The organism is Enterobacter chinensis (assembly GCF_034008295.1).
In the GTDB taxonomy this organism is placed as follows: domain Bacteria; phylum Pseudomonadota; class Gammaproteobacteria; order Enterobacterales; family Enterobacteriaceae; genus Enterobacter; species Enterobacter chinensis.
The window spans coordinates 73,059-89,188 of sequence record NZ_JARDVI010000002.1 but is presented as its reverse complement, the minus strand read 5'-3'; the positions used below and the strand labels follow the sequence as shown (position 1 = coordinate 89,188).

14 protein-coding genes are annotated in these 16,130 nt (G+C 46.6%); all 14 read right to left on the bottom strand.

Features of this window, described 5'->3' with window-relative positions:
* Window positions 1-7 precede the first annotated feature (7 nt).
* Window positions 8-2,116 (bottom strand): YjbH domain-containing protein, encoded by a 2,109-nt coding sequence (locus PYW49_RS05385; protein ID WP_320385899.1) that lies wholly within the window; start codon window positions 2,114-2,116, stop codon window positions 8-10.
* Window positions 2,113-2,862 carry a capsule biosynthesis GfcC D2 domain-containing protein gene (locus PYW49_RS05380; protein WP_320385898.1) on the bottom strand — a complete coding sequence of 250 codons (750 nt, stop codon included), beginning with the start codon at window positions 2,860-2,862 and terminating at the stop codon, window positions 2,113-2,115. The genes PYW49_RS05385 and PYW49_RS05380 overlap by 4 nt, the downstream gene beginning before the upstream one ends.
* Window positions 2,862-3,506 (bottom strand): YjbF family lipoprotein, encoded by a 645-nt coding sequence (locus PYW49_RS05375; RefSeq protein WP_320385897.1) that lies wholly within the window; start codon window positions 3,504-3,506, stop codon window positions 2,862-2,864. The genes PYW49_RS05380 and PYW49_RS05375 overlap by 1 nt, the downstream gene beginning before the upstream one ends.
* A gap of 64 nt (window positions 3,507-3,570) precedes the next feature.
* On the bottom strand, window positions 3,571-3,831 hold the full coding sequence (locus PYW49_RS05370; protein ID WP_320385896.1) for a hypothetical protein: 261 nt from the start codon (window positions 3,829-3,831) through the stop codon (window positions 3,571-3,573).
* Window positions 3,832-3,957: 126 nt separating this feature from the next.
* Entirely contained in the window at window positions 3,958-5,124 is a 1,167-nt protein-coding gene (locus PYW49_RS05365; RefSeq protein WP_320385895.1) for a nucleotide sugar dehydrogenase, read from the bottom strand.
* A 12-nt stretch (window positions 5,125-5,136) separates the two neighbouring features.
* Window positions 5,137-6,279, bottom strand: coding sequence for a glycosyltransferase family 4 protein (locus PYW49_RS05360; protein ID WP_320385894.1), 1,143 nt, complete (start codon window positions 6,277-6,279; stop codon window positions 5,137-5,139).
* Between the two features lie 43 nt (window positions 6,280-6,322).
* Window positions 6,323-7,417, bottom strand: coding sequence for a glycosyltransferase (locus tag PYW49_RS05355; protein WP_320385893.1), 1,095 nt, complete (start codon window positions 7,415-7,417; stop codon window positions 6,323-6,325).
* Window positions 7,418-7,572: 155 nt separating this feature from the next.
* Window positions 7,573-8,490, bottom strand: coding sequence for a polysaccharide pyruvyl transferase family protein (locus tag PYW49_RS05350; protein ID WP_320385892.1), 918 nt, complete (start codon window positions 8,488-8,490; stop codon window positions 7,573-7,575).
* 59 nt (window positions 8,491-8,549) lie between these two features.
* Window positions 8,550-9,182 (bottom strand): hypothetical protein, encoded by a 633-nt coding sequence (locus tag PYW49_RS05345; RefSeq protein WP_320385891.1) that lies wholly within the window; start codon window positions 9,180-9,182, stop codon window positions 8,550-8,552.
* A 680-nt stretch (window positions 9,183-9,862) separates the two neighbouring features.
* On the bottom strand, window positions 9,863-10,885 hold the full coding sequence (locus PYW49_RS05340; protein WP_320385890.1) for an EpsG family protein: 1,023 nt from the start codon (window positions 10,883-10,885) through the stop codon (window positions 9,863-9,865).
* Between the two features lie 245 nt (window positions 10,886-11,130).
* Window positions 11,131-13,272 (bottom strand): polysaccharide biosynthesis tyrosine autokinase, encoded by a 2,142-nt coding sequence (locus PYW49_RS05335; RefSeq protein ID WP_320385889.1) that lies wholly within the window; start codon window positions 13,270-13,272, stop codon window positions 11,131-11,133.
* A 1-nt stretch (window position 13,273) separates the two neighbouring features.
* Window positions 13,274-13,726: an arsenate reductase/protein-tyrosine-phosphatase family protein gene (locus PYW49_RS05330; protein WP_320385888.1), complete on the bottom strand. Its 453-nt coding sequence runs from the start codon at window positions 13,724-13,726 to the stop codon at window positions 13,274-13,276.
* Between the two features lie 2 nt (window positions 13,727-13,728).
* Window positions 13,729-14,859 (bottom strand): polysaccharide export protein, encoded by a 1,131-nt coding sequence (locus tag PYW49_RS05325; protein ID WP_320385887.1) that lies wholly within the window; start codon window positions 14,857-14,859, stop codon window positions 13,729-13,731.
* Between the two features lie 86 nt (window positions 14,860-14,945).
* Window positions 14,946-15,992 (bottom strand): UDP-N-acetylglucosamine--undecaprenyl-phosphate N-acetylglucosaminephosphotransferase, encoded by a 1,047-nt coding sequence (gene wecA, locus PYW49_RS05320; protein ID WP_320385886.1) that lies wholly within the window; start codon window positions 15,990-15,992, stop codon window positions 14,946-14,948.
* Between the last annotated feature and the right edge of the window lie 138 nt (window positions 15,993-16,130).

Sequence of the window (16,130 nt, the reverse complement as noted above, 5' to 3'; positions counted from 1 at the left end):
GGAAGGATTAATCCAGGCCTCTGGCCCCGGTGAGGTCATACAGTGAATAACGTTTTTGCAAAGGCTGCCCGCCATCGCGGGTGAGCGGTTCCCAGTTGAGTTTCGCGTGGGTGTTGGTGGGACGCGTACTCATCAAATCCAGTGGAATGGAAACGTAAAAGCCTTTGGTGAAACTGCCTTCACCGTAATCGTGGGATGAAACATTGGTAAGCGTGGCATAGGCTCCGGCCGTAATGCCGCTGGCGAAGCGCCGCGAAATATCCACCGTGCCGCCTTTGTCGCCAGCGAGATAACGTCCCACGCTCATCTTCACCAGAAACTCATCGGCAAACTGCGGCTGCCAGTACCCGGTTATATGACCGGTCGTGACGCTGTAATCCGCCATTTTCATCGGATCGTTCCAGTCTCGCTGCTTCACCTGATTGAGATCGGCACCGAGGGCCCACTGCTTTTTGAGGGGACGATAGAGCACTTCGCTGCCGACGCCCGCGAACATCATCTCAAGATAACCGCCGTAGTTTTGCATGTACCAGCCGCTGCCCAGCGTGCTGGTATGCGTCAGCTGTAAATTGTTCAGATAGACATCGCTGGTGCTGACGTAAGAACGAATATGGGTTCTCACCTGCGGGATATGGCTGTCAGCAGGGGGGGCGGTGTAGTTGAATTTGTTGTAGTTATTATGCAGGTTGAGTAAGCCCACGCCGCCGACTTTCCAGTTATCGGAAATCTGATAGCTGGCGCTGCCGCTCAGGGCAATCTGGTACATATAGAACGACTCGGGCCCACCGAACGACTGGTTGAGCACCGGCGACCAGTTGAACTGCCATGGGGATTTTTCCAGGGCATAGCCCGCCAGAGTTGATGCAGGTTGCTTTGGCTCCTCGACCCTTTCCACATTCGAGGGCTGCGGGACTCCCGGCGGCATACCACGCATCACTTCCGCGAGAGACAAGGTTTCGCTGCGATAGCTCACCATCGGTAAATTATCACGCTCTTCGGTGATGACAATCTGGCGCGTTCCCGCTGGCAGGGCGTTCATGATGATGCGGTTAGCGCGATCCACGCCTTCACTCCAGTCACGATAATCGGTCTGCATACCTGTGACATACACGGTATCACCCACACGATCGATGCGCGGCGAAGCAAAACCGGCGTTATCGCGCAGGGCAGTCAACTGGGTCGCGGCGACATGAGGGTCGAAGTTTGCCGGTTGTTCCGAGGGACGGTATTCCGGCTTTGGTGGTATATATGCCTGACTGCGCAGCGTTTCGAAATTGGTGTTGAGCGTGATGCCGAAGGTGAGGGTATTTCCACGCTCGTAGCCAACGGAGAAGTCACTCCAGTCATTCAGACGGTACAGCACCCCGACGTTCACCGGTGAATCTTGTTTTAGCCGTCCGGCCCGGTCATTGCGATAGTAGTTGGCATCGTATTCAGCTTTAATGCGCAGAGGTTGCCAGGGCGTCTGGTACTCCACGCCGCCGAACAGCGCTGCCGGGCCATGGAAAAAGCGATTGGCATCAACCGAACCGCCGCGGCCGCTGTAGCTTTCGCTTCGCTGGCAGAAACTGTTGCTCGTCTGACAAAGTGGATTTGCGATGTTGCCGCTGTTGGCGAGGTAACCCCAGCCGGCTCCCACCGTGAAATCAAATGGTCCTGCGGCTTTGCTGGCGACCAGGTATTCGCTATCAAACAGTCCTGTTCCGCCGATATCCCGAAACCCCAGTGAAATATCGGGCGTCCAGCGCGTCTCCTGCCACAGCCGGGCTTTGAGGTCGATGGCTTTGTCTTTGTATGTCTGATCGCCGCTGAAATTTTTATCACCGTACTGGCGGGTGCGAACGTCAGTATAACGAATCGTGGTTTCAAGCCACGGCATGAGCTGCAGCGACAGGGCCCAGAATCGGTACTGGCTGTTGTCCCGATAGTTCATGCTGAATTCCCCTGACGGGGCCATTCGCGCGCTCGGGGTTTGCAACAATCCCACACCGCCAAAGTCGGACTGGGAAGGGGAGACATAGGGAAGATACAGCGGGGTGCCGACATCTGCGCTGGCAACAGTGCTGATGCCGCTAAATAACAGCGCGATGCTGTAGCTGAGAGGGGTGAATTTCATGGTTTGTCAGTCCGTTGGCTAAGCAACTGAACGATGCGTTGGTTCAGTGTCTGATAGTGCGGTGATAAAGCGTTGAGCTGCAGGTTCAGCCAGATTTGGCTGCCGGGTTGCGGTTCACGATAGCGGCGGTTCCAGTAGCCTGTCGGTACTGTTGCGACAGTGCCGTCCGGCGCGATGACCGTAACATTATCCGGGTCGATACCGGGCTGCTGCCGATCTGCGGCAGTCCAGGTCGCCGTTTGCTGGCCGGCAATCCACGGTGTGCTCTCGCGGCTACCGTTCCATATTGTCAGGTTTTGTGCCGGCAACGTGCGGAGGTACAGGCGATAATCACCCTTGAGTCGGGTTGAGTTCTCTGGTTTCAGGCGCACCCGGTCGGGATCCAGCTGCAAAGCAAAACCACCAATGATTTTCAGTGCCTGAAGACGCTGGCTTAACAACACGATACGCTGGGCCTGGCGCGTATCACCTTGCTCTCGTAATTCCTGAGCTGCCGAGGTGAGTGCCTCAAGAATCTGCTGCTGACGAAGCTGCTGTTCAGCATCGCTTGCAGGTGTAGAAAGACGGGCACTGTTCCAGTCGATGTTTTTGGGGAGTGCCGGGTGGGTCACCAGTTCGCTCAGGTCATGAGCGGTAACGTCAGTTACGGCGCAGGCTGGCTGGCAAATGAGCGAGATTTTCCCCTGGCTATAGCCTGGCGGGGTCGCTGCCAGAAGCATGGCGACCAGTATGATTTTTTTTTTCATCAGGAATACGGCTTAAGCAGGGTAAGAGACCACTTCTGGCCATGAGGATGCAAAATTTGTTTGCTGTGAACGATGCGTCCGGACTGTGGATCGACCCAGTAACGTTGCTGCCAGGTCGTCCCGTCGGTTTCAGCCGTCACGGTTTCTTCCAGAACGCGGTAGCGATGCGTTACGCCCAGTACGGTAAAGTCCTGCGAATCCGCCCAGTGGAATCTCGAAATGATGTTGGCAGCGTGAAATCCGGTATCCTCCCACCGTGCCTGCGCATGCCATTGCTGGCCTTCCTGAATGGTGAGCGGAGCTTCAAGCGGATCTTGTATATTGCTCTCCAGACTCAATAAGTTAGCGCTGAAGCCGAGCGTTTTTATGAGGCGTCCGCTTCGCGTGGCGATCATCTTTGCATCGGCAGTGAGCCACTTTTGCGTGTTGTCCTCATCCCAGGCAAGCACGATAAACGCCTGCGGGCCATCGGCAACGGTGAGGGCCATCGAGGCATACGGCACCTGATCGACCTTAGCGCGGTCGATGAAGGCATCCTGCGAAGAAAGAGACTGAACAATCGTCTGGGAGAGGATCCCGGGGCGATGCTGGCTGCATGCGCTGATAAAGAACACTGCACCCGCCAGACAAAATTTTTTGTACATAATAGATGTCATAGTGAAACAGAAAAAAATGGGGCTCAGAGGAGCCCCATGAAAGTATTGTCAATTAACGCGTAGACGTGGTGGTTCCGGTGTTGCCGCTACCGTTGCTGCTGTCGCTGGCTGCAACAGCTGCGATAGCGACGGCACCAACCACACCAGCACCAACAGCAACGGCTGTGCCAGTCGCCACACCTGCTGCAGCGGCAGAAGAGCCCGCCGCAGTGCCTGTGGCGCTACCCGCAGCAGCGGTTTCGGTGGCGGCGAAAGAAGCCACTGGCGCGGACAGGACGCAGAGCAGCAGGGCAGATAATTTAATAAATTTCATATTATTTCCTTATGGTTTATTACAGTGGTGTATTTCTCAAAGGGCATATAAATGCCGTACGGAGAAATAAGGGGAACCCCAAACAGTGAATGTTTGTAAGTTAACTATTTTCAGCGCGTGGTGTTTTTAGTTATCGCCAAAAACATCGCGCGTATAAACTTTGCTTTGTACATCGAGAAGTTCGCTGGCCATACGATTAGATATAATTACGTCGACGCTGCTCTTAAACTCGCTGAGATCGGCAATGACACGTGAGTGGAAAAATTCATTTTCCTTAAGCGCTGGCTCGTAAATAACAACGTCAATACCTTTAGCTTTAATGCGCTTCATAATGCCCTGAATAGACGAAGCACGGAAATTGTCCGAGCCCGCTTTCATAATTAACCGGTATATGCCAACACGTTTTGGTGAGCGGCTAAGAATGGCATCGGCAATAAAATCTTTACGCGTGCTGTTAGCCTCGACGATTGCGGCAATAAGGTTGTTTGGTACGTTGCTGTAGTTGGCTAAGAGCTGTTTTGTATCCTTGGGCAGGCAGTAACCGCCGTAGCCAAATGATGGATTGTTATAATGATCGCCGATACGAGGATCCTGGCAGACACCTTCAATAATCTGGCGTGAGTTCAGGCCATGGGCTTCGGCATAGCTGTCCAGTTCGTTGAAGTAGGCGACACGCATTGCCAGGTATGTATTGGCAAACAGCTTGATCGCTTCGGCTTCTGTTGAGTCAGTGTAAATGACCGGGCAGTGTTTATTGACCGCGCCTTCCAGCAGCAAACTGGCGAATAGCGAGGCACGTTCGGATCGTTCACCTACGACAATTCGTGATGGGTACAGGTTATCGTGCAGGGCTCGCCCCTCACGCAAAAATTCCGGGGAGAAGAGAATGTTTTGAATACCCAGCTGCTGTTTGATGTGCTTTGTGTAACCCACCGGAACCGTAGATTTAATGACTATCACCGCCTGCGGATTAATGGTGACGACATCTTTAATGACCGCCTCAACGGAGGCAGTATTAAAGTAGTTTGTCTTTGGATCGTAATCTGTTGGTGTGGCGATAATCACGAAGTCAGCATTCATGTAGGCATCGTGTTTATCGGTTGTCGCCCGAAGGTTTAAATTCTCATTTTTTAAATAACGTTCAATATCATTATCAATAATGGGCGACTTTTTATCGTTCAGTAAATCAACTTTGTGTTGAAGAATATCAAGGGTAACAACTTCATGATGTTGAGCAAGCAGGATACCATTGGATAAACCTACATATCCGGTGCCGGCGATGGCGATTTTCATAATAGTTTAGCTCTAAGGATGAATAAGCAACTTGCTGCGATGCTTAGTGACCTGACTGATGGATGATAAATATTTATTGATGACGATGGCTTCATCAAAATGGCTGGCGATATGCATACGACTGTTTTTACCTAACTGAGCAAGCTCATGCTCCGTCGCATCAATAATCTTTTCGATGGCTTCAATTAAACTTGACAGACAGCCGGGTTCACAGAGATAGCCGTTAAATCCGTCCACCACGGTTTCACGGCAGCCGACGTTGTCCGTCGTAATGATAGGTTTACCCATGGCTCCGGCTTCGAGTAGCGACCTGGGCACGCCTTCCCGGTAGAAGGAAGGAAGGACAACACAGTGTACGTCCTTAAGTACACTTTCGACCTTATCCGTCACGCCCAGATAATTGATAATACCTTCATCAACCCATGTGCTGATTTCATCAATGTTCACACCTGAAGGGTGTTGAGCTTCGCAAAAACCTAATAGAGAAAAGTCGACTTTATTACCGTATTTTTGTTTAAAGTGCCTTGCTGCATCGGCAAACAGATAAACGCCTTTTTCCTTCAGCATTCTTGCTGAGAGAAGGAATTTAATTGTCTTTTGTTTCTGTACTGGCGTGAACGCAAAACGTGTGAGATCGGCACCTGAGCCGGGTATCCGCTTTTTAATTGCTGCTGTGCCAATGTTATGCTTTCGGAAAACGGCCATGTCCTCTTCATTCTGGAAGAAGATATACTCTGCTTTTCTTTGGCTTATTTTATAGAGTGCACGCACTATTTTATTTAAAAAACCGTCACAAATAAATGCATGACCCAGTCCGGCAATGTTATTGATTACAGGAATATTGAGCGGGGCTGCCGCAAGTGAACTGTAAATGTTATTTTTGGGGGTGAAGTTTAAAATCGTTTGTGGCTTTATTTTCAAAAACAGACGGAAGAAACTGAGACACGTCAAAGTATCAGTCACGGGGTTCATTCCTCGTCCGTCAATTTTTATATCATGCACCCGGCATCCTAACACACGGAGTTTATCAGTATAGTCGTCAAAAGGAGAAATAACATGGACATTGATTCCTCTGTTAATGAGCTCTACGATAGTGTTTTTTCTGAAATTATAAATATACCAACTGGTATTGGCTGTGATAGCAATATTATTCATGGGTTATCAGTAATAAAAACAGAGGTATTTCTGTATGGAAGTATTAAAGAGAGCGGTATAACGCAATCCATTTTTGAGCAATGGCGCTCATCGAGAAATGTTGTTCAATATGGCAACGGGAAGCTGCCCCCATTTGCCGCGCTTCTTCAGGAGAAAGATTCAGCGCCTTGATAATGGCCTCAGCCAGGGCAGCGGAAGAGTGCGGTGGAACTAAGAAACCGTTGCCGCTGAGAGCTTCTCGGATCCCACCGCAGTCAGTCGCAACAACCACGCGTTCTGCTGCCATCGCTTCAATAATAACTAATGGAAAACCTTCCCAGGCAGATGACATAACGAAAATATCTCCAGCGCTTAACCATTCGTGGACGTTGGTTTTCATGCCAAGCCAGTGCACACGGTCAGCAACTCCAAGCTCGATTGCCAGGGTTTTCAATTCGGTTTCAAGTGCACCACTGCCAATAATGGCTAACTGGGGTTCGACTGGAGTGCTATTTTTTATTGCGGCAAATGCACGTAATAAGTTTGGGTAATCTTTTGCAGGAGCTAACCGACCGACTGAGAGCAGTAAAGGTGTCTGCGGATCGACGCCGATTTCACGGCGTAATTTTTCCCTGTTAACTTCATTAAAACAGAAGTTTTCAATCTTAATTCCATTGTGAATGGTGGCGACTTTATTTTTATTAACGCTTCCGCGATTTATGATGCTTTTAGTTGCTGCCAGACTGACATTAGTAGAGAGCGTCGATAACGGGTCGGTGATTCGGCAGATAAAGGCCCGTAACGATCCTCCTTCGTAGGAATTATGGGATGTGGAAATTAGCTTTGGTATTGGTGTAGTGATTCTAAGCAAGCGGGAAAAAATGTTAGCATGTACCATATGGCTATGGACGATGTCTGGTTGAAACTCTCTGATCGTCTTACGTGCCTGGAAATATGCTTTAAGAAACGAGAGTGAATTTTTCAGCATTAATAGTTCAACCAAATGAATTGCGCTATTTTTAGGTCGCCGCTGTGAGTTACCGGAGATGGAAATGAGCTGCACATTGTTTCCAGCATCTGATAACTCATCTGCCAAATTACATACTTGTATTTCAGCCCCGCCAATATTCAGGCCTGTAATAACAAAGGTTATTCGCATAATACTTCCTTATAATAGGGTATATAGAGTGGTGCTGTTAAAGGATTTTGTTAGCTTAAGATTAGTTTTATTTGTTTGGTGTGTCAGGTATTATGCTCATGAGGTGTAATTTGATAATGAAAACTCTTGTTATTAATCGATGCAGGCAAGAAGTTTTAGGAAAACTGATTTTTCCAGTTTTGTATATTATCCAATGGAAGGCTGATATTTGTGGTCATATTTCCATTAAAAATATGTATGTACTCCTCCAGAGATAAATCTCTTGAAATTACAGGCAGATTGAAGTCTTTCTTTTTTTCTTCCGCTCTATTATCAACTGATAAAATTATGCTGCGTTTAAATTTCTGCATTGCGCGTATCCCCGCGTGGAGTCTCGTTCCTGCATAATCTACTGAGTGCGTGTTTGACAATGCTGCATCAAAATCCGAAAGGTTTGCAGGAATGATTTTAATATCCTGAATTAGATTGCCAAGAGACTGAAGGTAAGCATAGTCGTTGGCTCCCTGAATCCAAAAATATATATCTTCATATGATTTTTTTAGTGCTCTGATGAAGATAGAATCCTTGATAGAATCCTTTCTGTAATCCGTTAAGGTGAAAATGACATTTTTCGATTTTCTGGAGGGGATTTGAGTGCAATGATCGTTATTAAGATCCCACATGGTTGGACAACCGGTGTTCAGTATATTCTGTACCCCTGTACTCCTTAATAATTTCTCCGTATAAGAGTCTCTTACCGAGTGTATATGCTTTTTGCTAAGAATATTTCGAAGAAGTAAAGATGTATAAATATCCGGGTTATTTTGATAGTTGGCCCATCCGACTCCAAGCGTTACAGTATCTTTCATAAATAATGTGTTTAGCATGCCGATATTCCATTGCCTATGAAATAGCATTGAAGAGTTTAAGCAATTCGTTCCGCAAAGAAAATTCAAAGATATTTGTCTTTGCCTTTTAATGCCCACTCTGGTTATTCTCTCATGGGTAGGGAAATGTACCTTTTGAGTGTGCGGAAACGTTTTGCAAATTTGCTTGTAAGCTGAGTCCATGATGATGAAATCACCAACATTCATTGAGCAAATACTTGTGTCAAGAATCCCTATTTTCGATGAATGAGTGTTAATAAACAAAATTATAAGCCTTTTCTGGAGGTTAAAAATAAGCGGTAGAGTAGTGAGCAAAGCAGTCCGTTTAACAATATGATTATAGGTAGTAAATATTCAGTGTTAGTAAGTTGAGAACTCGTGATTGTATAAAAAATTGGAATATAAACTATACCTGCTGATATAAAATTGCTAAAGAAAATTACTTTGTGGAATTTCATTGCTTTAAGGACATAAGCGTCGAATCTAAAAATGCCCGTTATCGATTGATAAAAGCACATTAAAAATAAAATACTTAAGTGGTGATAATTTATACCAAATATCTGCGAGTAAAAAGTCAATGTTGAAATTGAAAATAATATTGATACAATAACTCCATTTTTATAATATTTCTTCTTCGCCGTTTGTAAAGCATCAGTTCTACTTTCTAAGATAAGCCCTCTGAGCTCAGGCATCATTTTGTTTTCAATGGATGTATAATATATTGCAATAATTCCAGAAAGGCTTAGTGCAAGACGTGAAAACACAAGTTGCTCATCGCTAATACATTTCTCAAGAAAAATGAAACTGCCTTGCGTTATGCTCCAAAAGCAAATCATGGATGCAGCAGACCATTTTCCTATGTCCCAGTATTCATATGTTTTTCTTTTTATGTTAGCCATGCCAGACATTACTTTAAAATGTTTTCTGTTATAGATGCCTATACATATTGCTATTATGGCTGTGCATGATGCTAACGTTAATAGATATATCCTGGCATCATTAAGGCGGTAGTAGTGCAATAAAAAATATGACAAGGAAGTAGCTATTAATAACGAGAGCGACATTACTGCTGATGTTTTTTCATTTTTACTTATATATAAACTTTTGCGTAAAAAATCGTATGATGAGGAACTCACCGAGGCTACCAATAAAAGTCCACTATAGACCCAGTCTCTTTCGTTAAGATAGAAAACCACTGACAATATTAATGAAAAAAAAGTTGATAGTATTAACAATGATTTTATCGAGAATTTGTAATAACTTGCTTGAGTCGATTTATCTGCGCCGAATATCCAAAATGGGCCAACAATAAAAGCTGATGTTACGATTAATGAAAGAGAGGAGTACGAGTTAAAAACAATGTACCTGGAAGCCTGTTCGTTACTTAAAAATCTTGATGCGAATAAAACCACTCCGATATTTAAAAATGAAAATGAAAATTGATCTATGTATTTACTTGAACTTTGGATGTTTTTTTTGTTGGCGATTATTGAATTTAGAAAGGTTTTCATGCTTATGACTGGTGTATTAGAATCATCTTTATTGCCTTCGGAGGATGTGTATTGCAATGGGCAAGCTATTATTTTAACCATTCTATAATGTGGCTTTCATAAAAGTAATGATGAGTATATTTACTATACATTACCCACAAAAACAACGTCAGTATTGAGAAAGAGAAAATAATGATAGCCATGATTGAATCTAAGTTTTTTTTACTGGATGAGACGGTTTTTATTGTAATTAATGTCGATAGAACAATAAAGTAATATGACACTCTGTCAGCTATTGTGCTGCTAATGAATGATAATAATATCATGGCTAATGGGGAGGAAATACATGCTAAGTATATTCTTTTGGTTAGTGGTGGGCTATATTTACAATTATGGAGATTGAAAAGTAAATATACACCTGGAATAAAGAGATATCCAATGCGCAAATAAACTCCAGAGCTTTCCATATTAGATGTTATATAATGTTGATATCTATCCATTGGCAGGTATAGTATAGCTGCTATCAGCGATACTAATCCCAAAAAAATAAAAATGATATTTAAATCTATGGCAATAAAGAAAATAAGCAACATTGCCGATGTATGAAACAAACCGGCCAGTAAAGTGTAGATAAAGAATTTTATCTTATCTCCATTAAGAAGATGTGCAAATGCGATGACCATAATGGCCAGTGCCACACCCTGGCGAATATAATTCACTCCCGCCATGACAAAAATATAACCACCACTTAAGGCGAAAAAATAATAAGGGTTTATTTCTGCCGTTTCTGCTCCTTTGATGATAGCCATGATAAAAATAGCGGACGTGAGAAATATGACGAAGCCGAACCCTATATCTGACTGAAAACCGAGTATGTTGACCAGTTTATACAGAAGTTCATGCGTATCGTAACGCCACGGATCGGAATTGAACCGGTTATACATTCTGACATAATTATACCAGTCGACGCCCACTTTATCTCTTAATCCAATGATTAACGTAAAGTAAAGAGTAAAGAGGGCGTTCATTACCGCTCGAGCGTCTTTATCTATTTTTTCGTAGATATACCCTAAAATACCCGCCGTGAGTATTATTACAAAATAAATGGTCATTGCGTTATCCAGGTCTTGTATTGCTATGAGCGGTATACCCGTAATACTTCAAGTTGCATGTGCGTTGGCTGCACTCGTTCACCCCAGTCACTTACTTATGTATGCTCCTGGGGATTCACTCCCTTGCCGCGTTACTCGGCCTGTGGCCTCGCCCCTTTGGGGCCAGCGCAAGCGCTGTTCAAAACGGCAAGCCGTTTTGTCCTGCAACTCGAATTATTTAGGGTATATATAACAGAGATATCAGATTAGCTATACGAGTAGGCATTATACTCATAGGCATTACTTGCTGTTTTTTCCACACCGTTTAGGATAACGCCGTTGACGGTAATATCATTCTGTACAAAGCGTTTCACGGAAACTTCAACTTCTTTTATCGAGTTTTTCTGGAAGCGAGCAACAAGCATAACGGTACCGGCATATTTCGCGGCGACGCAGGCATCGCTGACGGCTAATACTGGAGGGGTATCAACAATCACGATGTCATAATTATGCTGTGCCCATTCCATCAGGTTCGAAAAGGCCTCGGTCATTAGCAACTCCGATGGATTCGGGGGAATATGGCCGCGGGAAATGAAATTAAGATTTTCAATCTCAGTTTTCTGAATAACCTTTTCATATTCGCTCGTGCGATGCAGAATTTCAGAGACGCCATGCTTGATCTCGCTTCCCAGGACGTGGTGCATCTGGCCCTTACGCAAATCGGCATCAATAAGCAGCACCCGCTTGCCGGATTGCGCAATCACTGTTGCAAGGTTGCAGCTGACAAACGTTTTACCGGCTTCTGGCGTCGCCCCGGAGATAAGCAAAATGTTGTTTCTGGCCTGCATCATCGCAAAGTGCAGGCTGGTTCTCAGGCTGCGCATCGCCTCAACGGCTAAGTCTGAAGGATTATCCCGGGCAAGCAAATGTACGGAGCGCATCTGCTTTCGTTTACTTCTGGTAATGGTCTGATTTTTATTACTCAACCATTTTGATACCGGGATGGTGGCATAAACATTTACCCCTAAGTTTTCAATTTGCTCGCTGTTTTCAATCCCGGTGTGCAAGAGCTTGCGGAAAATACAGTAAGTGACAGAGGTAAACAGACCAAGCATAAAGCTTATCAGTATAATCAATGGCTTAATGGGCGCGACGGGTTTTTTCTCTGTAACGGCGTGGTCGATAATTCGCACGCTGCCAATGGCGCTGGCCTTATTGATGTTCAGCTCCTGCTGTTTGCTCAGAAGCTGCATATAAACTTCCTGACCCGCCTGAACATCACGCGTCAGGCTTAAGACTTCCTGCTGCGTTTTCGGCATGGCGCTAATACGCGCATTGAGCTTATCGCGCTCCTGAGTCAGCACCGCTTTTTGTTCCAGGAGGGTTCGATAGGCCGGGTGATCGCGGGTATAGAGCTTTGAGATTTCGGCTTCTTTAAAAATCAGTTCGTTAATTTGTGCCTCAAGACCCACTGCCGTTTCCAGAACGGATTTGGCCTCCAGCGATAAATCGACAGAGTCGTTTTTCTGGCGGAACTGATGGAGGAGATTTTCGGATTTATTCAGGTTATTCAGAACCAGCGGTAGCTGCTCTTTAAGAAATTCCAGACTTTTGGACGCTTCTTCTGATTTGCGCTCGACGTTCTGCTTCAGGTAGTTGTTGCTGATGCTCCTTAAAATCTCCGCTGTTTTCTTTTTATCTTCACCCCGAAAGGCCAGCTGCAGCATGCCGCTGTCGTTACTCATATCTTTAGCAGTGAAGCTATTAAGAAGCTGATTCACCGCTGTCAGCTTATCGAGCTTAGTCAGTGTAAAGTCCGTTCCTTCGTCGGCATTAATCTCACGGATAACAAAGCTGATGCCATTTTGAGAAAAATGCTCTCCGGTTTTACCGGTGTATGCCGTGCCGTCAATCTCGATCTGATAGGTGTTTGCAGCAGTCACGGTAAGCTGCAGAGGGATATCTAAAAAGTCCTCAGGGACGGTCAGGTTTTCTACTTTAACACTGCTGTCCTGTTTCCCCAGTAGGTTGACAATAGCCTTGCCGACGAGCAGGAAGTGCTTTTCCTCTACGGCGTTGTCGAGATGTAAATCATCCACCGTCTGACCCAGGACCATTCGTGATTGCAACAGGCCAATTTGCGGCTGCGACTCCTGCTTGCCACCCGGAATAGCATCCGACAGCTGGCTGAAAATACTTTTGCCGGCGTCTTTTTCAACCTGAATCAATGCTGTGGCCTGGTAAATCGGTGTCGCCGTAAAGACATAGGCCACACTTGCCAGTGTGAAAATTGACGTAATAGCGATAATTCTCCATTTGCCATCGCGCAGAATGCCGATGACGTCTGCCAGGCTCAGTAGCTTCTCTTTTTCGCTGGCGTTCTTTGAAATGTGGTATGAGTCAGACACGTTATCGAATCTCTTTTCTGTTCTTATTCAACGCCAGTTCCCAGCGCGCAGCGCTCTGAGCCAGTTGTTTGTAAACCAGTTCAAACATTTCACGGCTTTTTTTATAGGGATCGGCAATTTCAAGCTGATCCTGCCAGTGACCGAAGAGCATGGCTTTCCCGCTCACTTCCGGATAGCTTCTTTTAATTCGCTCAAGGTGTGATTTTTCCATCACCAGGACCAGGTCGTACTGCCTGGCGAGTTCAGAGGTGAACGCCTGCCCACGGTGCCCGGCAAGCGATACGCCGTGCGCTGCAGCAACTTCCGTTGCGGTGGCATCGGCTTCTTTTCCCACCAGTGCACCTAATCCGGCGGAATCAATTTTCTTATCCGGAAGAGCCTTGCGTAATAACCGCTCCCCGGTGGGGGAGCGACAAATATTGCCAATGCAAACGACTAAAATTGAGTCAAACATGGTTACCACTGCTTAATCATTCGGGCGGTATTGGTCATATCATTGATACCGGAAATGGTAGGGACGAGCTGGCTTAACACGCGGTTCCAGCGGGTGACTGGCGCCGTGGTGACATACACCACGTCATAAGGCTGGAGCCTGAACTCTGTACCCATCACCAGAGCGGTAGCGTCGGAAATATTAAGCTGATAGACGTTAGCCAGCTTGCCACTGGCATCTTTTCCGCCGGTTGAGCGAATCACAAAAATGCCGGTTGCATCGGCACTCATCTGGTCGATACCTTCGGCATTACCCAGCGCCTCGGTCAGCGTCATGCCGCTACGGTCCATCTTCAGGGTGGTTTGCTTTTTCACTTCGCCCATGACGAACACTTTCAGGTCGTCGTTGCGCGGGACGAAAAGAATGTCGCCGTTATAAAGCAGACGGTTTTGCTGCAGATCGCCATTCTTCATCAGCGCCTGAAGTGAGATTCGCTCATCTTTACCGTTGTGCGTCAGCACCGCGTTATTCCAGTCGGCACCTTCGGCCAGGCCACCCGCCTGATTAATGGCGTCGATGATGGTCAGCGGAATATTGGTGATAGCCTGCTGACCGGAACGGGTCACCTCACCGGTGATGTAGGCTTTTTGCGAACGGAAGGCGGCAACGCTGACGTCTACCTGTGGCGACTCAATAACTGTTGCCAGTTTTCGGGTTAACTCGCTGCGGACCTGAGCCAGCGTTCGGCCTGCGACTTTGATCTTGCCTGCGTACGGGTAAAAGATGGAACCGTCGGACTTAACCCAGTTCCCGGTGTCAGAGGCGCTACGATATTGCCCGGCAGGGGTGGTAAGCTCAGGGTGATCCCAGACTGTGACCATTAAGACGTCGCCGACGCCAATGCGGTATTCGTAGCGGCGGATTTCGTCGGCCAGATCGGTGTTTGGGCGAGCGACTACCGGTGAGGGTTTCAGCGATTCAATCAATTTGGGTGTAACGCGGTAAACGTTCACTTTATCGCTAATATCTGCGCTGGCGTCATTCGCATTAATAATGGTTTTGCCTGATGTCGACAGGTTACTGCCGGGCGTGAGGGTGCATCCGCTGAGCAGAACAGCAGACAGGGCTATCGCCCCAAACTTAACGGTTATCATAGTGAAAACTCGATTCATCAAAGGAGGTGAAAGCGCGGCTGGCGCGCTTTCACTAACAAAGCATGAGGACGCATGGCTGCAGGTTTTTATCGGGCCGCGTGGACTTTCGGGTCGGGATTCCGTTGCTGCAATGCGTTATTCATCAACACGTAAATGCCAAAAACGGCAAGATACAGAGCCATGGACAAACTTTCTGTGGCGCCCATTTTTGCCAGCGTCATCCCCATTCCTGCCAGCGCGGCGGTGAGCAGTACCATCACAAAGACAGTCTGGCGACTGGATAAACCGCAACGTAATAAAATATGGTGCAGGTGATCCCGGTCGGCATGAAATGGGCTTTGCCTGCGGCGCAGACGACGGATCATAACGGCGACCATATCCATCAGCGGCAGGGCGATAATCCAGAGTGCGGTGACCGGTGCCATAATGGCTTTACTGCCCTGGCTGGCATTCAGAATCAGCCAAAGCATGGTGAAACCAATAACCATACTTCCGGCATCACCCATAAAGACCTTTGCGCCCACCACACCAAGATTGCTGATCAGGTAAGGGAGCAGGGCCATTATCATCAGTAAACACCACAAAGCAGACTGCTCTGCACCCGCAGACAGGAAGGCGACCATTAGTGCTGCAAATATTACGGCGGAAACAGAGCCCAACAGCCCGTCAATACCATCAATCATATTGAACGCGTTGATGGCAGCCCATCCGGCAAAAAGGGTTATCAGGTATCCGGCCGATCCCAACAGAAGTTCATACTCGCCGAGGACGAACCCAAACGTATTGAGATAGACATCATCGAGGATAATAACAAGTGCAGCTAACGCCTGCGCCAGTATTCGTGGTATGACCGGGAGATCGTAATAATCATCTGCAATGCCAACTGCCAGTAATATTGATATGCCGACAATGTATGCTATGAAATTTGCGTCGACAAATGGGGCAATATTGAGGTGCAGTACATGAAATATGACTATACTGCAATACACTGAAATGCCGCCTATTAAAGGTATCTCACCTTTGTGCTGTTTTCGACCACCGGGTTTATCTACCAGACTGTATTTTCTGGCTAAAGGGTGAGCAATAATTAAGGTTGTCATTGCTATACAAAACATGATGATAGCTTCAGTCATGACGGCTCCTGTAACCTTCGCTCCACGCTACCGCCCATGGTGAACAGGAAACATGCCCTGTGCCATTCAAATAAATCATTTCATTTATACTTCCCGAATTTCATTGTTCCCGTCGCGATAACGTCAGGCGCGGAAATT